Source organism: Candidatus Clostridium helianthi, from assembly GCF_045310795.1.
Taxonomy (GTDB): domain Bacteria; phylum Bacillota; class Clostridia; order Clostridiales; family Clostridiaceae; genus Clostridium; species Clostridium helianthi.
On sequence record NZ_JBJIAB010000047.1, the window covers coordinates 1 to 20,781 of the forward strand.

Sequence of the window (20,781 nt, forward strand, 5' to 3'; positions counted from 1 at the left end):
AATTAAAGTTGTTCCTATAGGCTCAAGTCTTACACGAAGAGATTTTGGCAACTTTGCATTTAAGTCAACTGAACAGAAGAAATGGCCCATGTAGAAATAATTGCTACAATGGTATATCAACTTATGGAAAACGCAACTATAGAAGAGATAAAAAAAGCAGGACTTGCTGGGCATTATGCTGATCATAGAAAAGCATTATTTTATACAGATGCAACTGGAAATCCATGGACAGCAACTTATATACAAGCAAAGGGCGAGCCAATAGCTGATTTACATGAAGATTTAGCAGCTGAACAAAAAGCTAGAGTAACTTATGAGAATTTAATACACTTAACTGATGAACCTCAAATTAAAGAAATACTAGCATTTTTAAGAGAAAGAGAAGTTGTTCACTTCCAAAGATTTGGTGAATGCTTAATGCACGTTGAAGATGCAATGTGCATTAAAAAATAAAATATTATAATTTATATATAGGCTTATATATATAAATAAAACTGCCTCAAAATATAGTTTTGAGGCAGTTTTATTATACGTTAATAACTTTTTTATATTTTAAGTTAAAAAACCATAGAAATCAATTTCCCTATGTTTTTCTTATTATAGCTTATAATTTTTTCCGTATACCCTTTGTATTATTTAGGCCTCATAGTCCTACTCACCGCATTTTCCCATGAATTATAAGGTATATATATCTGAAAATTCAACATTTATTTTTTCTACATGATTGCTTAAATTGCTGTTAAATAACTTAATATTTTCTTTACTGTTACTTTCACCTGCCAGCCTAACAGGAAGTTTTATATAAAACTTAGTTCCAGCTCCATACTTACTTTCAACAGTTATTTTACCACCTTACATTTCTACTAATGATTTTACAAGAGATAATCCTATTCCACTGCCTTCATAATTTCTTGTAAATGATTTATCTATTTGTCTGAATCTATCAAATATTACATTAAGTTTTTCCTCTGGTATTCCTATTCCTGTGTCCTCAATTACTATAGTAATAAATTCTTCCCCATCAAATATATTTACAAATATATTTCCACCTGGTTTTGTAAATTTTATAGCATTTGAAAGTATATTAAGAATTATCCTTTCAATTTTATCTAAGTCACAGGCTATTATCTTCTCTTCTATTTCAGTATCAAATATTAGGTTTAAATTATTACTCTTTATATATTCAGCAACTGATAAAGTGATTTCTTCTATTACATTAATGACATTGCAATTAACAAGATTAACTTCAAAATATCCTGCATCCAGCTTAGTAGAATCAATAAGATTATTTACCAATCTTAGAAGCCTTAGACAATTTTGTTTTCCCATATTCATATTACTTATAATTTTTTCTTTTCCAACATTTTGCTGTTCAAGATTCATACAACTAATTTTTATCACATTTAATATTATATTCAGTGGAGTCCTAAGTTCATGAGAAATATTAGCAAAGAACTCTGTTCTTAATCTTTCTAGTTCAAGAGATTCATTTTTTAATGCTAATTCTGCTTGTTTTCTCTCTGAAATATTACGTACTGTAGTTATAATCCTTTTAGCTCCACCTATATTTGCAATTATAACATTTCTTTCCCCCCAAAACTCACTATTATTGCTCCCAATAAATATAGCCTCACCAATAAACATATTTGTTTTTGTTGTACTATTTAATCTCCCTTCCTTAGCTATTCTATCTAATAGCTCTTCTTTAGTTAAATAAGGATCTGGAGAATCTTTTGAAATAATATCCTTTATCCTCATATGTATAAATTCATTTCTGGAATATCCAAACATAGCTATAGCTGTTTGATTTACATCTGATATATTTCCATCATAATCATGAATTAATATAGCATCATTCACAGAATTAAAGATTGCATTGAGGTATTTCTGACTTTTTTCAAGTTCGTTTTGAGACTTTTTAAATTCTAACTTACTTAATCCATTTTCAGCTAGTATTATGATAAGACCTTTTAAACATTCTATTATATGGTTAACTTGTTTTCTTGGAAAAATAGGCACTTTACTAAGTGCTTCTAAATATTCTTTTTCATCAAATCCAAATTTTTGTGCCTGCCTGCGAAAATATTCTATATCTATAATTTCATCATCATAAAAAAATTGTCCAATAAAAATTGTAGCAACATGCATGTTAGATATAAAAATAGGCATTATAACTTCACGCATATTATTTAAACATTTATATTCCAAATGTTCATTTTCAGCCATATGTTTTTTTAAGTACATAATACTATTTTTACAATTTTCACAAGTAATTTCATGTTTCCTGTGAAATTTAGTACAAATATCCTGCCATCCCACTCTAATCTCATTAGTTCCATCTGCCCCATCAATCCCCATTGGAATTCCAAAAGTTTCATAAATATTATCCATGACTCTTTTAATCTCATTTATATTTATTAGTTCATTAAGTTCAAGCATTTTAAGTCCCCTTTACCAAATCAATTGCCAAATTATATTTATAGCACCTAGGCTGTATATTTATATATATCTACTGATTTATATGCTAAATCTAATTTATAATTATTATGTAAATGCTTTCTGATACCATAATTGTTTTTGTTTTCAAAACAATATAGTTATATAATTTAAGAAATGAAAATTTCACTAAATAATTATTTTATTATAGCTAACTTCTTTACGCTGTGATCTCTATAATATATTTCTTAAGTTCCAGTTCTAGATCCGCGTTAGTCATGTTCTCCAGTAGTTATATTAACTAGTAAATAAAATAGTTTAGTTTGTTTCTTCACCCTAATTATAACATATTTTACACATTCTTTACATAGTTTTACAAAAAGTACAAACTTACACAACAGTACTAAGTCGTATGGAACAAAATCACAATGGACTTTGGTTAAGTTCCGTATTGTGCTTCGCCTCTCTTCATATGCTTTCCAATTTTGCAATATAGCCAATAAATATTTATAGTTTCGGTAATCCACCAAATAAGTCTAAGTTCACATTTGAATATCATCCTTCTTTCTTTAATTTCTCTAATATTTGTTTTTCTATCTTTACACCATATTTAGCTACAATTTCATCTGCTAAAGCATGTAAACAAAGTTTGTTTTCACCACTATTACTATTCGTAATAGTCACTTTTTTATCTTCAACAATAGAGATTAACATTTTTGAAACATTAACAAAAACAATGAAAGCCACTGAAATCAGTGGCTTTGCATTGCCTGCATACCTGGTATAGCTTCTAAATTCTTTAATTTTAACGCAAAAAATGAGCTAAGAAATTTTCCCTTAGCTCATTACATCTTTAACTTGTTATTTTCTTTCATGTATCTTAAATCTTACAATGTAGAATCCAATTTAAACAATTTAACTATTTCATCCATTTTGCCAGCTAGTTCATTAAGTTTTTGAGATGTTTCTGAAATGGAATTCATAGAATTAGTTTGTTCTTTAGCTATGGCTGCTACTTCTTCCGTTGCACCTGCTGATTCTTCTGATACAACAGATATCTTTTCAATAGAAATTATCGCCTTTTCTTTATTTTTATCTACATTTTTAATATTTTCTGATAAATTATGAATATGATTTAAGCTATTTTTAATAGAATCCTCAATTAAATCAAAAGATTTTTCTGTTTCAATTATTGCAGTATTAGCTTCACTTACAGCATCCACACCCGTATCCATAGTCTTCTTTGCAAGGCTTATTTCTCCTTGTATTTCATTTATAAGCGTAGCTATTTCCTTTGTATAATCTGTACTTTGTTCTGCTAAATTACGTATTTCTTCTGCTACAACAGCAAAGCCTTTACCATATTCACCAGCTCTAGCTGCTTCAATAGCTGCATTAAGTGCCAATAAATTTGTTTGTTCTGCAACACTATTAATTGTACTTACTATATTATCAATAGTGCCTGATTTATTGCCTAAATTATCAACAATTATAGATATTTTATTTGTTGCATCGCTACTTATCTTAAATTTTTTTGTAAGTATATCTAGAGATTTAGAACCTCTGATACCCATTTCTTTAGCCTTATTAGAAGTTTCTTTCACCACGTCAGAACTTTGTAGTGCAATTTGTATGTCATTAGCTAAACTTTTAATTGTTTCTAAACTATCTTGAGAATGCATTGTATGTTCAGTTGCACCATTTGCCAATTCTGACATTGCCTCTGAAACATTATTAATGTACATAACTGTATCCTCAGTATTTGTAGATAGACTTTTAGAATATTCATAAACATGGCTTGAACTATTTCGCAAGTTATCAACTATATTAATCAGATTTTGCTTTAAATTAAATACAGCCTTGATCATAATACCTGTTTCATCTTTATTTCCATAAAATTTCTTTGCTTTTTGATCTAAGTTCGAATCCAGATTATAATTAGATATATTATTTATAAGTTCAGTTGCTACTTTAATTGGTTCTGAAATTTTCTTCCCCAAATATAGTGCTACAATTATAGATAGCGCTATTCCTATTATTATAACGATAGAAATTATTGTTGTTAATTTATTTATACCGCTAAGAACTTCACTTATAGGTGGTGCCAAAGTTAGAACCCATCCATTTGAAAGTTTTGTATAAGCTAGGATTTTATCTTGTCCATTTTTGCTCTTATATTTAGCAACACCAGATTCCTTTCCTTTTATTTGGTCATAGATATCTTTGTAAACACCGTCTTTAACTGTAGCTAGATTGTCTTTATATGTAAAATCAGGATGTACTAAATAATCAAAGTTATCATTATATAATGCAGCATATCCTGTAGTATATACTTTAATTCCATTTATCAAATCTTTAATATCACTAAATTTTAAATCCACACCAACTACACCTATAAGTATGTTATCTTTAAATACGGGTTTTGAATATGTAATTACTTCTGAATCAATTGTTGATGCAGCATGTGGAATAGACCACTTTCCATCCTTTTGCTTCATGGTTTCATAATACCACTGCATATTTTCATTATTAGAATCATATTTATCTTTTGTTAATTCTGATTGTATTTGGAAACTGCCAGTACCTTTAGTATCTGCTAGAGTCACATCGGCTACATTACCAGTTAAATCCGGATTTAATATGAAATACATTGATAAATAATCTTTAGAACCATCTGAATAATTTTTTATGGTTGATGCCAATACACCTTTGTATTTTTCCATATATTGTGGGTCTACTTTTAATTGTTGAATATCACATGTGCTCATTACGTTATAATACAAAGAATCAACTTTATTTACTGGTAATTCAAATTTCCTATCTAAATTTCCACCCATACTTTGTGACATATATAAAAGCTTATCCATAGCATCATTATTAATAAATCTTTTTCCTACCGTTATTGAAATTACTCCTAAAATGGAAGATAGCACAATGCAGCAAGATATAATAGTTATTATAATTTTAGTACTTATTTTTTTCATCTTAATATTCCTCATATAGTAAAATTTGCAGTCAATTTTAGGCAAACGAGATTTAGCCTTAGATTAATTTCCAGCAAACAAACTGACTACATAAGACATAAAATTACTGGAAAGTATACTTATAAAATAGAAGATTTAGGTAAAATTTACCATTTTAATACTATAACACAAATTAATGGAAATTTAAATAACCTTATCCTAGACATTATGAGCCTATTAAATGACCGTATTGATAAACAGTTAATTTATTAAAATATTAGCATATGAAAGATGAAATTTATTACAAAAATTATAAATAAAACTATACAAATATCAAAATAATTGATATTATAATACCAAGGAAAATATAATTTTATATTTGCGCAAAAACGTGTAGAGTTAACCACTTTGAAATTACTCATTTCAAAGTGGTTTTTTATTTTAAGGAGGATTTTATGATGAAGAAATTAATTTTAAAGAACATTAGACATGCCATAACATTCAATGACAGAGAAGAGGTATTTGAAAATGTAGACATATTAATTGAAGGGTCTAAAATTACTTCAATAGCTACTTGCCTTGAAGTACCTGCTGAGACCGAAATTATTGATTGTACTGGACTTGTGGCTTTGCCAGGGTTTGTAAATACTCACCACCACTTGTATCAAACGCTATTTAGGGGAATAAAAGAAGTTCAAGAAAAGCCACTTTTCCCATGGCTTATTGGGCTTTATGAATTTTGGAAAAATATAACTCCAGATGCTGTATATTATGGGGCACTAGTAGGTTTTAGTGAACTTTTAAGAACTGGATGTACCTTAACTTCAGACCATCACTACGTATTTCCAAAGAACCAGCCTGATACATTAATTGATGAACAAATAAGAGCAGCACAAGAAATTGGAATTCGCTTTACTTCTACAAGAGGTTCTATGTCTTTAGGTAGAGATCATGGTGGACTTCCTCCAATGTCAGTTGTTCAAGCTGAAAGTAAAATATTAGAGGATAGTGATAGACTTATAAGCAAATACCATGATACAAGTGATTTTGCAATGACAAGAATAGCTCTTGCACCATGCTCACCATTTTCAGTCACCAAAGAATTAATGCTTGAAACTAAGAAGTTAGCCAGAAAAAGAGGAGTTATGCTTCATACTCATCTTGCAGAAACTATTGATGAAGAAAGATTTTGTATCGAAAAATATGGAAGAAGACCCTTTGAGCTTATGGAAGAACTTGAATGGCTTGGTCCTGATGTTTGGTATGCACATGGAATACACTTTAGCGATTCAGAAATAGATAGATTGAATGGAACTGGTATTGCCCATTGTCCTTCATCAAATATGAAACTTAATAGTGGTATCTGTAGAACTTCTGAAATTTTTAAAAAAGGTGGACATATAAGTATAGCAGTTGACGGAAGTGCAAGTAACGATGGTTCGAACATGTGGGAAGAAGTTAGACGTGCGTACCTTCTAAATCATTTAAAGTATGGAGCTGACGGACTCAATGCATATGAAATACTAAAGATTGCAACTAGAGGTGGTGCAGATGTTTTAGGAAGGCCTGATACTGGAAGACTTGATGTTGGAAAGGCGGCTGATATAATACTATTTGATCTTAATAAGGTTGAGTATGCAGGATGCCATGATCCACTTGTTTCATTAGTATGCCTTGGAAATTCAAGCTTTACCAAAATGACTATTGTTAACGGAAAGTTAGTATCAAGAGATGGACAACTTATTACTATGAATGCAGATGAAATTGGAAAGACGGCTCATAAAATTGCTAAAAATATAGTCAGCAATGAAAGATTACACAAAGGGTAGTATTCAAGATTTTTCACATATTATCTCGTAATTTCCTTTAAATTTATCGCCTTCTATAAAAAGCTCATATATGTCGGTTTTCTCTATTTTTATATCCTTTTCTCCCTTTCTCCCTGGATCAAACTCATATATTAAGTTTCCTTGTGAATCAATAAATCTTAGCAATAATTTTCCATCTTTAATAGTTGATTTATAATTAAATCGTATAATATCCCCTTGATTAAAAGTAATTGTATAAGGAATTTTTGAAGAATCTGTCCATTCTCCATTTGTACTCATACGCCTAGTTATTGATGTTGTTTTATTATTTTCTTTTATAACTGTGTAACATGATAATAATGTAATTAATCCAAAAAGTATAATGCATACAAAAGATTTTTGATAAGAGTTTAATTTCATGATATCCTCCTTTATTAAAATATTGTGATAAAAATATAATCAGTTTTAAAGAATTATGTATTAGTTTCTTAATAAATCATAGATATTCTACGATCATATAAATAATATGCCATCTTTCCTTCTAAAGATCTTACCTTTACCTGCTATATTCTAATAATAAGCATAATTTTTAAAGAATACCTTGCTATATTTCTAAGGATTTTCTAAAGATTATTTAACTTAACTTTATTCTTGCACCATTAAATTAAATATCTCGAAGGTTTAAATTTTCACCAGTGGATATGTTTCAAAGCAAAATAAAGGGGCTGTTGCAAAACTAACATATTTAGTGCGACAGCCCCTTTGTGAATTGCCGCCATGCAGCGGCTATCCTCTTAATGTATTGTCGTGGGTTTCATGATGGCGGCGAAGCACGACCTTTGAAATCCACCATAGAATTTTTTTAATTCTATTTTTTAATATTATACTTTCTCCATTTTATGCATTCATGCATTATATTCCTAGTCTAATCCATTAAATGATGGATAAGCAGATTCCCCATGTTCAGCTACATCAAGTCCATCAGCTTCTTCTGAGCTATCAACTCTAATCTCCATAAACATTTTCATAACTTTTATAATTAAGAAAGTCATCCCACCTGCAAATATTATTGTTATTACAATACTCATTATTTGTGCAATGAAAAGTTTAACATCTCCATAGAAAAGACCATTCCATTGTGCTACAGGATTAATTGCAGTTTGTCCAAAAATTCCAGTTGCAATACCACCCCAAATTCCACCGATTCCATGACATCCAAAAGCATCAAGTGCATCATCATATCCAAACTTAGCTTTTACTTTTTCCACAAAGAAGAAACAAATTGGAGATACTGCTATACCAATTATAATTGATGACCAAAGTGGAACAAACCCTGCTCCTGGTGTAATTGCAACTAACCCCAATACTGCTCCTGTTGCTGCTCCAAGTAATGTTGGCTTACCATGTTTTACTTTTTCAATTAACATCCATGAAAGCATAGCTGCAGCTGCTGCAGTATTTGTTGTCATGAATGCATGTACAGCAAGTGGACCAGCTCCGAGCGCACTACCTGCATTAAATCCAAACCACCCAAACCAAAGTAATGCTACTCCAAGAACTACAAATGGAATATTATGTGGTCTATATGCCATAATTCCATATCCACGTCTCTTACCTAACATAATACAAGCTACAAGGCCCGAAATACCTGAGCTTATATGAACTACATTTCCTCCTGCAAAATCAACGGCACCTAAAGAACTTATTAATCCACCAGCTCCCCATACCATATGTGCCATTGGATAATATACTAAAAGTGACCATATAGCTACAAATATGAACAATGCTGAAAACTTCATTCTTTCTACTAAAGCTCCAGTTATAAGCGCTGGAGTAATTATTGCAAACATCATTTGAAATGCAGCAAAAAGCTCTTGAGGTATTGTAGGTGCATATGCTGAAGGCTCTGCTCCTACCCCATTAAAACCTAAGAAATTAAGTCCGCCTATTATCCCATGAAAATCATTACCAAAAGACAATGAATAACCTACTAAAACCCACATTATTGATGCTAATCCACAAACAAAGAATGAAGACATCAATGTATTTAAAACATTTTTCCTACGAACCATTCCACCATAAAAAAATGCAAGTCCTGGTGTCATTAAAAGTACAAGTGCTGAACAGATTAATATAAAACTGCAATCGCCTAAATTAATTTCCATATAAAATCCTCCTTAGTATGTTAAATCTCAAAACAAAATTTCAGCTATTTATGTATAAGTTTTTTTAATTTTTGAATGTGCCTTAGTTTAAAAGTTACTGCGCATTACCTAAAAATTAATTTTTGAATTCTTTTTCTCAACTAAATAATGTCCTATTTTTTGTATAAAAAAACGACATCCGAAAAATATACTTTTTAAAGTATGTTTGTCGAACATCGTCGTTCTTATTTCATAGTATATTATTCTCACGGAATTTTGTCAATATTATTTACATTTAAAAATACAAATGATTATTTTATTATCATAACGATGATTAAATCCTCGAGTAATCTATAAAACATTGAATAATTCTAATATAGGGGCAATGGCCATAAAGAAGGAAACAATTGATGCAGCTGAAAATGAAATTTCTAATGATTTGAATATCTGCATGGTAATTCATGTAGATCCAGTAAAAGAACAACCAAAAAAAATAGGCTCAACAATAGCCCATTTTCACTAATCTTATACCTTGTCTATAAAAAGTGAGCTGTTACATAAAAAAATCACTACAGCTTTAAAAATCTTTATCAATAAAAAAGAATTTTAACAATGCTCTTGTGCATTACTAAAATTCTTTTTACATAATTATAATTTTTTAACCTTGAATTTATCCTTGTCATTTACTATTTTAATATTTAAATTATTTAATACTTTATCTAAACTTTTTATTTGATTAATATATTTTATATTATCTTTTTTAATTACCTTTTCTATCATTTTAATTATAGCTTCTTTTTCTTCAACTTCTAATTTAATTCTTTTACATATATATTCTCTGTTAATGTGAATTAATGTAGTCCAAATTTGTTCTTCTACTATGTTATTAATGTTCATCATAACCCAAGTGAAATCTTTTCTTCTATCTTTTACAGGGTATGCCTCCTTAAAGAATTTTATAAAGGCATCTTCTTCTTTAGGCTCCTTTTCAACTACATATTTGCCAAACTGATTTTTTAATTCATTTTGAAGATACATAACAGTATTCGGTTTAACTTTATCTGACATCTTCTCAATATTATCATAGATAAAATTATAAGTATCTTGAATCTTTTCTGGGTCAGCCTCACCCTTTTTTAGTATCTTAGCAATATCAATATATTCTAAAATGTTCTTCTTACAATTTAATTCTTTCTTATATAACTTTTCCCATATTTCTTCTGCATTTAAATTTTCTAAGCTTAAGTTTTCTTCCATGCTTACACTCCTTGGTATCTTTTAAGATACTATGTATTAAAATAATTGTACTCGTAAAAATATTTGTATTAAATTATTATCAAGGTACGCGATAATTTTATCACAATAAAATAAAAGGAGCAATTATAATGAATAATATCTTGAAAATTAACAAGGAACCGTCAAAAAATAACTAATAATTATACTTGTATATTTTGTATACTTTATTTGTTATTTTATTTCTGTTTCCTTAATTAAAGTAATCTAATAATTATTCCAATAAATTAATAACCTTCTCATCTTTACCACAACACTTTTTATATTTTTTTAAACTACCACATGGACAAGGATCATTTCTTTTTATATCCTTATTTGCCTTTAAGCTAACTACATTTGATTTAATCTCATTAGTGGTTGACCCCTTATATCTCCATAACCTAATTTTCTTAACAAATTTATTCATCATACTAGATGCAACATATCTGGCTTCGTCATTTTCAATATTAATTAATTCTATCATTTTATCTACTGCATCTTTAGGTTCATTTTCTTGAACATCAAAAATCAAGTCTTCCATCATAGCTATTAGCATGTCTCTATCTACTCTAAACATATTAGTAAACTCTTTATAAAAAGTTTTTCCTGCTTTACTATTATAAACCCAATTTTCTTCTAACATATTTAATAATTCTTCTTTCGAAATCATGGCATAACTCAAATCTTTTTCTGTATCTATATCCTTTAATAGTTCCTCAAAATTATCTATTTCATTATTAACAATAAATATTCCTTCTTCTCTATATTCATTGTAGTAATATGTTGCCTCCCTAATTAACTCTTCTAATTCACAATTTTCTATATTAAAATATCTTTCTATTATCTCTTTAGCATCTTCTAGTTTTAAAATACCATATACTTTATTCATTGCCCTAAAGATATTTATAATTTCACTATTGAATTTTATTTTACGTCTATATTCAAGATTATTTCTTTCTTTGATTAATCCTTGTACTATTTCAGGCATTAAAAATATTGATACCCCATCTTTTGCAATTGGAAAGAGCATTCCTTGCTGTATAAAATATACGCTCTTATCTGCTTCCTCTTCATCAATATCATCAAAAAGTTTTACACCTTTGCTATCCACATAACTTTTTAAAATCTTATATCTTTCTTCGTCAAAGAATAAAGCTCTTTTTTCAACCAAATTCTTATATTCTTTAAGTAATGTTTCAATTAATTTTTCTTTATTTAAACCTGATATCTTATTTACTCCAAGATTTCTTGCTATATTATATATTTCATCTTTAGATAAACAATTTATTAATTCATTTAAATCAAAAGAATAAACTCTTTTACTTAGCTTTTTCTCTATTTTATCAGCAAGTTTATCTAACCCATCTTCTATGCTCCTGCAATCCTCACATAGCCAACCATTATTTTCATCACTAAAATAACTTGCTTGTTCTCCACAGTTTTTGCATTTATTATTTTCTATTTCCTCTTCATTGCACTTTTTCATCTCAATACATTTACCTGTATTTTCTTCTCCATTTTTTATTTGTTTATTATAATCATTCTTTTTCTTCAAATAATTCTATCTCCTCTGTATATAAAATCAAGCTAATTCTTAAGCACAAATTTGATTTTATATATAAATTAAATTTAAGTCAATAACTCACTAGTACTTTCTATTTTATCTGATAAAATACCAAAGGCTATTTCAAAATTGAAATTAAATTCCTATTTTGAAATAGCCAAGTCTTAGTTCTTTATTAATTTTTCAAGAAATCAACTATAAATTTTCCGTTGTATTTCCTTCACCAACTAAACTATAGAAATCTTTAGTAAATACGTCTACTGAAGTAATGAGAGTTCTTCTTTTCTTACTTTCTCCAATATCTCTAAAAACAACTCAGGTTGTTGCGCACCAGATATTGCATACTTATTATTAAATACAAAGTAAGGAACACTGTTTATTTTAAGCTTTGAGGCACTTTCTTCGTCCCTTCTCACTTCCGCTCCATACTTATCTGATTCCAATACTTGTAAAGCTTTATCAATATTAAGACCCACTTCACCAGCTAGCCCAGCCAATACTTTATAGTCAGATATATTTAGTGAATCTATAAAGTATGCTTTTAAAATTCTTTCTGCTAATTCATTCATCTTTCCTTCTGTTTTTGCATAATGTGTTATCCTATGTGCATCAAAAGTATTAGTTGGCATTAAATTATCAAAATTATAGTCAAGACCAATATCCTTAGCTTGTTCAACAATTTGATTATTTGATGCTTTAGCTTGCTCTACTGATATGCCATACTTTTTTGCTATTATTTCATGAATATTTCCATCAAATTTCTTTTTAGCTGCTAAATCAAGCTCAAAACTTCTAAAAACTAATTCAACTTCATTCCTATGTTCAAATCTATTTAAAGCAATTTCTAATCTTCTTTTGCCCATATAGCAAAATGGACACATAAAATCAGACCATACTTCTATTTTCATTTCTAACACTTCCTTCCTAGTATTTATATAATAAAATTTTAATTATAAATCAAACTTTCTCTTAATTCTCTCATGCTAATTCCTACATTAAATAAATTAATAGAATTATTGATAATATGGCTAAACCACCTTACTTCATAAAAATACAAAAACTAAAATTTATCTTTTTATAGCACGATAAAATATTTATTTCAATTAAATTGTAATAAATACAATTGTACTTGTCAATATATTTCTGCTGTAATTAGTATATAACTTCAATAGCAATTATTCTTTATCTGAAGTCCTTTTACCCATTTCCATACCATATATAACTCTACCGAACATTTAAAAGAAAAACTTGATTTTTATAATGTACAATATCTAATGAAGAATAAGAGAAAGAGCCTATAACAGCATTTTCACTTATGCGTGTTATAGGCTCTTCGTCTTTGTATCTGGCTCTTTATCTAAACATTAGGCACAATCAAATAAATAACAAGCCCATGTGCCTTAACTATTTCATTTCATCAACTGCAGTTTTACCAGCAATTCTTCCGAAGGTAAATATATCAGTTAATGCATTACCGCCAAGACGGTTACCTGCATGGATACCTCCAGCAACTTCTCCAGCAGCATAAAGATTTTTAATTGGTTTATCATTTTCATCTAATACATGAGCTTTAGTATCTATCTTAAGCCCACCCATTGTATGATGAACTGCTGGCTTTCTTGGAGTAGCATAAAACGGTGCTTTCTCTACTTTTAAGCTAAATGTATCCTTATGGAATTCAGGATCAAAACCAGCATCCACATATGAATTATATTTATTAATTGTGTCTACAAGAACTGCAGGATCCATTCCAACTTTTACTGCTAGTTCTTCTAGGGTATCTGCTCTAAATAAAGTACAAGCTTCTACCTGACGGTCTAACTTTTCTTGACTTGTATTAGCTGCAGTTTTCTTTATTTCATCATCAGCTATAAGGTAGAATAAACCACCCTGTTCAATTGCAGCTTTTGTTAAAACATCTCTTCCAGAGAATTCATTAATAAATCTTTTTCCTTCTTTATTTACCATTACAAAGTTTTCAGGAGGTACTTGAACTCCACTGAATAATTCACCAGTTTCAGGATCGGCTACAGGCATCATTTGAGTAAAGCCCATTCCTGTAAGTGCTGCACCTACAGTTTTACCAAGCAATATTCCATCACCAGTCATAGCATATGAATTGGTAGTCTTTACATCATCAGCTATTTCACTCCAGTAAGTGTTGTATTCTTTTAGCATCTTTGTGTTTGCACCAAAACCACCACTTGCAAGGACTACTGCTTTTGCATGAACAGTTATCTTTTGGCCATTGACACCAGTTGCTATAACTCCTTTTATTTCACCATCTTCTATGATAAATTCTTTTACAGGGCTATCAGTAATGATTTTTCCTGAGTTATCTTGTACATATTTTGTTAGTGCAAGTATAAATGATGAGCCATGGCTTTTTGTAGGCTTATGACCACGACGCCAAAGTGCACCAACAGGAGCAAATACTATGCTCTTATCATACTCAACCCCTATATCTTCTAGCCATTTAACACTTTCTAAAGCTCTGTCTGTAAGTATCTTTACCAGGTCATATTGGCCGTATATTGTGTTTCCATTAAGGTCAGTTCTTTTACCTCCAAAATATGTTTGCATTCTGTGAAGTAATGGAGAGTCAAATAGATGTCCCTTTTGTGTGCCAAACTTTTCCTTATAAGCAGAAAATTCTTCTCTAAGTGCATGAAAATCATCTATATATTCTGGATGAATTAAGCTCTCATCTGTAGCTAGAAGTTCTTCAATTGTATGTCTTTCTCCTTTATTTTCTTCAAACTGCATCTGCCACTCTGGATCTGCAGCATTGATAGGACCACCTGAACGTATTGTATTTCCACCTACTGCTGGGTATTTTTCAAGGACAATAGCACTTTTACCATTCTGAAGTGCTGTTGCAGCTGCACTTAATCCAGCGCCGCCTCCGCCTACAACTACTACATCACAAGTATATTCTTCATCTTCTTTTATAAGACTGCTAGCAGGCTTTGGACGTCTCTTAAGTATGTCAGGGTTAACTCCTGCAAGCTTAACTGCTTTGGCTACACCGTCTAATACAGCATTACTAGTTTCTGAAGCACCAGAAAGAGCATCAACATTTAATGTTTGTCCTTCAATTATTTTATCTGGTATTCTTACAAAAACTACATCTGCAAGTCCTTCTGTCTCACCATCTGTATTTATATCTATACTTTCTATTCTGTTCTCACTAAAGGATACTTTCATTGGAAGACTTCCGCTGTGACCTATTGCATCTACCTCATATACTCCCGGGTTAAAGGTAAACTCTTCTTCTTCATTAAGCTGATTTGAAATCTTTGCAAAACGCATAAAGCGTAGGAAGCATATTTCTAAGAAGTCTATGGTTCTTTCATTATTTAGATTACCTTCCTCATCAAATGCTTTATTTGCACTTCCAAGTAAAAATTCATATCCTGGCATTACATTTGCATCAACACCTGGTGCATCTAAAATTTGACGAAGATGTAGCTGAGCACGAGAAGAACCTTGACTATCAAGAGAAGCACCAAGGATCATTACTGGTTTGCCAGCAAGTGGATGAAGATCAAAGCTTAGCCATTCAATTAAACTTTTAAGGCTAGATGGAATTGAGTGATTATACTCAGGAGTAGCTATAATAACACCATCACTTGCTGTAATCTTATTATTGAACATCTGTATAACTTCACTTGAAGACTGATTATCAGATTGATTAAACATAGGAACATCAGTAATCTCAAGTATTTCTATTTCTGCCTTTGACTCAAAATATTTTTTCATAAACTGAAGGAGTTTACGATTATATGATCTTTTTGCACTAGTTCCAACAATTGCTATAAATTTCATTGATATTAATCCTCCTACTCTTCCCAAGTGAATTTTTTAACTTTTTTATGTAAAACTTTTTCTGCTAAAAGTTTTGATGTAATATCTGTAAATAGAAGAAACTCTCTGAAAATTTCATCAAGCTCTACTAGCTTATCTGCATAGATAAGATTTCCTGCGCTATCAAATGCACCTTGTGATTTTCCTAAAAGGAATTCACTGCTTGGCATTATTCTTGCCGCAAGCTCAGGTGAATCAAGTATTTGTCTAAGATGTGCCTGTGCACGAGAAGAACCAAGTGTACCAAGAGAAGCCCCAACTATTAAAACAGGCTTGTCTGTAAGTGCCTGACTAGTGTAACTAATCCATTCAAGAGCACTCTTTAAAACTGCAGGTATGGCATGATCATACTCTGGAGTTGCTATTATTACACCATTTGCTTTTAAAATTTTATCAGATAATTCTGCTACCTTTTCAGGAACATCAGAATCCTCTGGTTCATTAAAGGCAGGTAAATCCTTAATTTCATATAGTTCTATCTCTGCCTCACTCGAAAAATGCTTTTGCATAAATTGAAGCAGCATACGATTAGTTGACACATCTGAGTTAGTGCCTACAATTGCTAAATACTTCATAGTAATCCCCTTTCTGTACTTCAAAACTTCATAATTTTAGTAATTCTTTGATATAATTTTAACATGTTAAGTATATTATATCTAATAGTTATTTGTTGAAGTTTGATAACATATTTGTTATAATCGAACACAAGAATCAATGAGTTAAGGCACTATCAGATAAATAACAAGTCCATTTGCAATGCTATTTGGGACTCGTTATTTATTTTCATGTGCCTAATTATTTCGCAAAAGGGTGAATTAAATGTCAAAATACTATTCTCAGGATATTCTGTATTATATTGATGCCATTTTAAAATACAGTAATTATGGCAAGGCTGCCAAATCACTTTATATTTCTCAACCTCACTTGACACAGAGTATTAAAAGGATAGAAAATCAGTTAAATTGTGAGCTTATAAGTCGCAGCACGCTTCCATATCGATTAACCGAGCAAGGTAAGATATATTATCAGTATTTAACTTCAATAGAAAATAATTACGCAAGACTCATTAGGGAAATATCAGCTGTGTCAGATATAGATAACAAGGTCATAAAGATAGGAGTGCTTCCTAGCCTTGGAACCTACCTTTTACCTCTTTTTTTACCAAAGTTTTTGGATATGCATCCAAACTGTAGGATAGAGCTTTCAGAGACTTTACCAGAAAAAAATGAGAAACTCATTCAAAATGGTGAATTGGATTTTTGGATTGGACAAAATTCAAGAAATATTTCTCCAAACTTAAACTCTATTACTTGGGGCAGACACGGATACCGTGCTATTATTCCTCGAAGCTGTGATCTATATCAAAAAGATGTAGCCATTATTCCAGAAGGAACTATGGACATAACCAAGATATTGCGTCAAAATCTCATACTAACTTCCAAGGGTTCTGCTATAAGAAAGCAGATAGATCAATTATTAAGCATTTACAAGGTAGAACCAAAAATCATAATGGAAAGCACCGAAATCAACACTGTATGTAACCTTGCAGCGAGTAATTTAGGACTGACCTTTATACCAGAAAGCATATATGTAAAAGAGTGTCCATCTGAATACAACATATATCAAATTCCAATTGATGAATTGAATTTAGATTATTTTATGGCATATCACAGTGAAAAAAACTAACTGATATTGATAAAGACCTTATAGATGCATTTCTAATTCATGGGCAAAATAATTTAGGAAACTGACAATTAATAACAAGTCCAAAATATAATGGCAAGAGGACTTGTTATTAATTTGATAGTGCCGCAAATATAGGAGGGCAAAATGAATGAGTATACGAAGATAATATATCTTATGGGAACGAAAATCTCTCTATATGTAAAGGGAGATGATGCTGAAAAGCTAGCAGAAAAGGCTGAGTCTATGCTTATTAATTATGAAGAAGTCTTTAGTGCTAACAGTGATAAATCACAGCTTGCAATGCTAAAAAAAACAGCTCCACTAGCTCCACAGGAAGTTGATGCAGAGCTGTATGAACTGATAAAAATAGGAAAAAAACATAGTCTATGTGAGAATACATATTTAAATATTGCAATAGGACCATTAATAAAGTTATGGAGAATAGGCTTTAAGGAGGCACATATACCAGAGAAAGAAGCTATAGCAAAGGTACTGGAACTTTTAAAGCCTGAAAATATACAACTAGATGATGAAAAAAAGACCGTGTATTTCTTAAAAAAAGGCATTGAAATAGACCTTGGAGCCATAGCTAAAGGCTATTTTGCTGATAAAGTCATGGAATTCTTTAAGAAAAATGGCGCTGTTTCAGCTATGGTAGATATGGGCGGTAATGTTCTCGTTTTTGGAAACTCACCATCAAACGGTGGTGACTGGAATGTGGGAATACAAAATCCATTTCTACCAAGAGGAAATGCTGTGGCACTTGTCAAAATAAAAGATCAATCCGTTGTAACCTCAGGAATATATGAGAGAGTGTTTGAAAAGGATGGACGTAAATACCACCATATATTTGACAGCAAAACAGGCTATTCAATAGAAAGTAATATAGCTTCTTTAACTATTATTGCTGATAAATCAATAGACTGCGATATATATACTACAAAATTGTTTGGATTAGATGCTGCTTCAATTATTCATAGAGTTAATAAAATTAAAGGTATGGGTGCTGTTGTAATAACTGTGGATGGAAGACTAGCCTATACAGACAATCTTAAAGGAAAAATATCTCCATTAACAATGTAGTATTCCAAAGAATAAGGTTGCATTCATTGTTGTAACCCAAAATCTCAAAAATTTTGTGCGAATTATAAATTATGTTTGTTTATATAAGGCACATTCAAATAAATAACAACTCAATTTGCTTTCCAGTTAAATTTTTGTGGTTTTGATTGCAATGCTACCCCAATAAAAAAACATAACCGCTTGTAAGTAGCTAGTTAAGCTACCTACAGGCGGTCTTTGATATTTATGGTGGAGGCGAAGGGTGACATTTTAAATCAACTATGCTTCACTAAAATACATACTTTCTATCTTACAAGTATGATTTTTCATTTTTGAATCATAACATATAGCTACTAGTAGTACATTTTCATGCTCTTTTATAAATTTTTGAAAATACTCTTTTTCCTTCATTTGATTAATTGCTGAATCTACAGTATCATCTTTCTTAAGTTCAAGAATAAATGGAGTATCAGCCTTTCTTCTTGAATGAAAAGTAAAATCAGCAAAACCTTTTCCTGTTTTCTCTTCTCTTTCAACCCTATATGTATCCCTTGCACTTAAATATGCTAAAGTTACTACACATGACAAGCTATTTTCGTCATTATATTGTAATATAGGTATTTCTGAATTGTGAATATCATGTAATATTTCTGCTACTTTTTCAGTATCTTGTGATACTGTTGCCTTTAACATGTTTCTAGAATTTTTAATAATTTCAGATACATAACCAAAAGATTCATCTTGAAGAGCTTTCTCAAATTCTCTCATTAATTCTTTATTAGGTATTTTCAAATATCCATCGTAATAAGATAAAAATCCTAGAATTATCATAGCTGAATATATTTCTGTTTTAGTTTTAGGTGCTTCTTGACCTGCCCTAAATTCTTCATTTATTATGATATCAACATCATAACCTGATACCATTTTTATTACATCTTCCCTTACATCCATAGTATTATACTTTAAATATTCCTTAACTTCATCCATAGCCCCTGTATTAGTCCAATAGCTTATACATTTCCCATTTTGAAGTGCTTTAACTACAGAACGTGGATTGTATATTCTATCTCCATCTTCATTTATATATCCATTATACCATTCACTTATTTCTTCAAAAGAAATCTTACTTTGCTTTTCACATAATTCCTTTACTTCTTCCTCTGTAAAACCAAAATATTTTCCATAAACCATATCATTTAACATTGTATATTCATCAAACATATTTAAAGCTGAAGTGCTTGAATGTTTCTTTATTGGAAGTACTCCAGTCATATAAGCAAGTGCAACATATGATCGATCCTTTAACAAATTTCTTAAAAACTCTAAGAAATCATTTTGATGCTCTTTAAATAAATTATTATTAAATATATAATCCCATTCATCAATAATAAATATGAATTTGTCATTTGTAGCCTCTAGCATATCACTTATTGTAAAATATTTTTCTGGTTCAATTTTGCCATATTGCTCTATTATATCATTTATAAGTGACGTTTTTATCATTTCCATATAATCACTATACGTATTTCCTCTATCTGATAACTTATTAAAAGATATGCTTATGACATTATATTTATTTAAATTCTGTAAATAGCTTTCACTATTACTTATTTCAAGTTTATCAAAAATTTCTTTACTATTAATTCCTTTTGTATAATAAGCTCCTAGCATGTTAATAACACTAGTTTTTCCAAATCTTCTTGGTCTTGTTATGCATATATATTTACTTTTACTAGATATTTTTTCATTTAATAATGATATTATCTCTGATTTGTCTACATAATATTTTTCCTTATATAATTCAATAAAATTTTCTAAAGAACTTTTCGTATTTAAATATATCGCCATAATACATCTCCTTTAGCAAAACCATTTATATGTTAATATTATATCCCATTTATAGGAACTATTAAACATAACATAATTTACTTTCCGCATCATCTTTTATATTTCTTTCTACTTCCCTCAAGGACATGGTT

The 20,781-nt window shown here is 30.1% G+C and carries 14 protein-coding genes and 3 pseudogenes; 6 read left to right on the forward strand and 11 right to left on the reverse strand.

What is annotated here, in order from left to right; genetic code table 11:
* Nucleotides 1-72 precede the first annotated feature (72 nt).
* Nucleotides 73-453 (forward strand): annotated as a pseudogene (locus tag ACJDTP_RS23790) (manganese catalase family protein); the annotation flags it as partial.
* A 222-nt stretch (nt 454-675) separates the two neighbouring features.
* On the opposite strand, the pseudogene ACJDTP_RS23795 reads toward ACJDTP_RS23790, so the two are convergent.
* The 3 genes and pseudogenes from ACJDTP_RS23795 to ACJDTP_RS23805 all read right to left on the reverse strand — a co-directional run bounded on the left by ACJDTP_RS23795 (nt 676) and on the right by ACJDTP_RS23805 (nt 5,420).
* A pseudogene (locus ACJDTP_RS23795) lies at nt 676-2,439 on the reverse strand (sensor histidine kinase).
* Nucleotides 2,440-2,991: 552 nt separating this feature from the next.
* Nucleotides 2,992-3,120 (reverse strand): hypothetical protein, encoded by a 129-nt coding sequence (locus tag ACJDTP_RS23800; RefSeq protein WP_406762642.1) that lies wholly within the window; start codon nt 3,118-3,120, stop codon nt 2,992-2,994.
* A gap of 203 nt (nt 3,121-3,323) precedes the next feature.
* Nucleotides 3,324-5,420 (reverse strand): methyl-accepting chemotaxis protein, encoded by a 2,097-nt coding sequence (locus tag ACJDTP_RS23805; RefSeq protein WP_406762643.1) that lies wholly within the window; start codon nt 5,418-5,420, stop codon nt 3,324-3,326.
* 437 nt (nt 5,421-5,857) lie between these two features.
* On the opposite strand from ACJDTP_RS23805, the gene ACJDTP_RS23810 reads away from it, so the two are divergent.
* Nucleotides 5,858-7,228 (forward strand): 8-oxoguanine deaminase, encoded by a 1,371-nt coding sequence (locus ACJDTP_RS23810; RefSeq protein WP_406762644.1) that lies wholly within the window; start codon nt 5,858-5,860, stop codon nt 7,226-7,228.
* A 3-nt stretch (nt 7,229-7,231) separates the two neighbouring features.
* Here ACJDTP_RS23810 and ACJDTP_RS23815 read toward each other — a convergent pair whose 3' ends face one another.
* Nucleotides 7,232-7,627, reverse strand: a complete 396-nt coding sequence (locus tag ACJDTP_RS23815) for a hypothetical protein (protein WP_406762645.1) — start codon at nt 7,625-7,627, stop codon at nt 7,232-7,234.
* Between the two features lie 500 nt (nt 7,628-8,127).
* Nucleotides 8,128-9,372 (reverse strand): ammonium transporter, encoded by a 1,245-nt coding sequence (locus ACJDTP_RS23820; protein WP_406762646.1) that lies wholly within the window; start codon nt 9,370-9,372, stop codon nt 8,128-8,130.
* A 364-nt stretch (nt 9,373-9,736) separates the two neighbouring features.
* Here ACJDTP_RS23820 and ACJDTP_RS23825 point away from each other — a divergent pair, with 364 nt between their 5' ends.
* The gene (locus tag ACJDTP_RS23825; protein WP_161223409.1) at nt 9,737-9,874 is read left to right on the forward strand and encodes a hypothetical protein; all 138 of its coding nucleotides are present in this window, start codon (nt 9,737-9,739) and stop codon (nt 9,872-9,874) included.
* Nucleotides 9,875-9,999: 125 nt separating this feature from the next.
* Here the strand turns inward: ACJDTP_RS23825 and ACJDTP_RS23830 are convergent, their stop codons facing one another.
* From ACJDTP_RS23830 to ACJDTP_RS23850, 5 genes are all read right to left on the reverse strand, one after another.
* The gene (locus tag ACJDTP_RS23830; RefSeq protein WP_406762647.1) at nt 10,000-10,608 is read right to left on the reverse strand and encodes a hypothetical protein; all 609 of its coding nucleotides are present in this window, start codon (nt 10,606-10,608) and stop codon (nt 10,000-10,002) included.
* A gap of 250 nt (nt 10,609-10,858) precedes the next feature.
* Nucleotides 10,859-12,178, reverse strand: a complete 1,320-nt coding sequence (locus ACJDTP_RS23835; RefSeq protein WP_406762648.1) for an SEC-C metal-binding domain-containing protein — start codon at nt 12,176-12,178, stop codon at nt 10,859-10,861.
* Nucleotides 12,179-12,444: 266 nt separating this feature from the next.
* Nucleotides 12,445-13,095, reverse strand: coding sequence for a DsbA family oxidoreductase (locus tag ACJDTP_RS23840; RefSeq protein WP_406762649.1), 651 nt, complete (start codon nt 13,093-13,095; stop codon nt 12,445-12,447).
* A 496-nt stretch (nt 13,096-13,591) separates the two neighbouring features.
* Complete coding sequence (locus tag ACJDTP_RS23845; protein WP_406762650.1) at nt 13,592-16,015, reverse strand: flavocytochrome c; 2,424 nt, start codon at nt 16,013-16,015, stop codon at nt 13,592-13,594.
* A gap of 14 nt (nt 16,016-16,029) precedes the next feature.
* On the reverse strand, nt 16,030-16,629 hold the full coding sequence (locus tag ACJDTP_RS23850; protein ID WP_103698688.1) for an NADPH-dependent FMN reductase: 600 nt from the start codon (nt 16,627-16,629) through the stop codon (nt 16,030-16,032).
* A 244-nt stretch (nt 16,630-16,873) separates the two neighbouring features.
* On the opposite strand from ACJDTP_RS23850, the pseudogene ACJDTP_RS23855 reads away from it, so the two are divergent.
* The 3 genes and pseudogenes from ACJDTP_RS23855 to ACJDTP_RS23865 form a co-directional block, all read left to right on the forward strand.
* Nucleotides 16,874-17,011 (forward strand): annotated as a pseudogene (locus tag ACJDTP_RS23855) (helix-turn-helix domain-containing protein); the annotation flags it as partial.
* 126 nt (nt 17,012-17,137) lie between these two features.
* Nucleotides 17,138-17,740, forward strand: a complete 603-nt coding sequence (locus tag ACJDTP_RS23860) for a LysR family transcriptional regulator substrate-binding protein (protein WP_406762663.1) — start codon at nt 17,138-17,140, stop codon at nt 17,738-17,740.
* Between the two features lie 144 nt (nt 17,741-17,884).
* Complete coding sequence (locus ACJDTP_RS23865; protein WP_406762651.1) at nt 17,885-18,823, forward strand: FAD:protein FMN transferase; 939 nt, start codon at nt 17,885-17,887, stop codon at nt 18,821-18,823.
* Nucleotides 18,824-19,081: 258 nt separating this feature from the next.
* On the opposite strand, the gene ACJDTP_RS23870 is transcribed toward ACJDTP_RS23865, so the two are convergent.
* Nucleotides 19,082-20,650, reverse strand: coding sequence for an AAA family ATPase (locus ACJDTP_RS23870; RefSeq protein WP_406762652.1), 1,569 nt, complete (start codon nt 20,648-20,650; stop codon nt 19,082-19,084).
* Between the last annotated feature and the right edge of the window lie 131 nt (nt 20,651-20,781).

Bases quoted from the DNA above. Each gene is read 5' to 3' on its own strand.
- ACJDTP_RS23870 (WP_406762652.1), bottom strand. From the start codon at position 20,650: ATGGCGATATATTTAAATACGAAAAGTTCTTTAGAAAATTTTATTGAA.
- ACJDTP_RS23820 (WP_406762646.1), bottom strand. From the start codon at position 9,372: ATGGAAATTAATTTAGGCGATTGCAGTTTTATATTAATCTGTTCAGCA.
- ACJDTP_RS23850 (WP_103698688.1), bottom strand. From the start codon at position 16,629: ATGAAGTATTTAGCAATTGTAGGCACTAACTCAGATGTGTCAACTAAT.
- ACJDTP_RS23815 (WP_406762645.1), bottom strand. From the start codon at position 7,627: ATGAAATTAAACTCTTATCAAAAATCTTTTGTATGCATTATACTTTTT.
- ACJDTP_RS23840 (WP_406762649.1), bottom strand. From the start codon at position 13,095: ATGAAAATAGAAGTATGGTCTGATTTTATGTGTCCATTTTGCTATATG.
- ACJDTP_RS23805 (WP_406762643.1), bottom strand. From the start codon at position 5,420: ATGAAAAAAATAAGTACTAAAATTATAATAACTATTATATCTTGCTGC.
- ACJDTP_RS23825 (WP_161223409.1), top strand. From the start codon at position 9,737: ATGGCCATAAAGAAGGAAACAATTGATGCAGCTGAAAATGAAATTTCT.
- ACJDTP_RS23845 (WP_406762650.1), bottom strand. From the start codon at position 16,015: ATGAAATTTATAGCAATTGTTGGAACTAGTGCAAAAAGATCATATAAT.
- ACJDTP_RS23830 (WP_406762647.1), bottom strand. From the start codon at position 10,608: ATGGAAGAAAACTTAAGCTTAGAAAATTTAAATGCAGAAGAAATATGG.
- ACJDTP_RS23810 (WP_406762644.1), top strand. From the start codon at position 5,858: ATGAAGAAATTAATTTTAAAGAACATTAGACATGCCATAACATTCAAT.
- ACJDTP_RS23865 (WP_406762651.1), top strand. From the start codon at position 17,885: ATGAATGAGTATACGAAGATAATATATCTTATGGGAACGAAAATCTCT.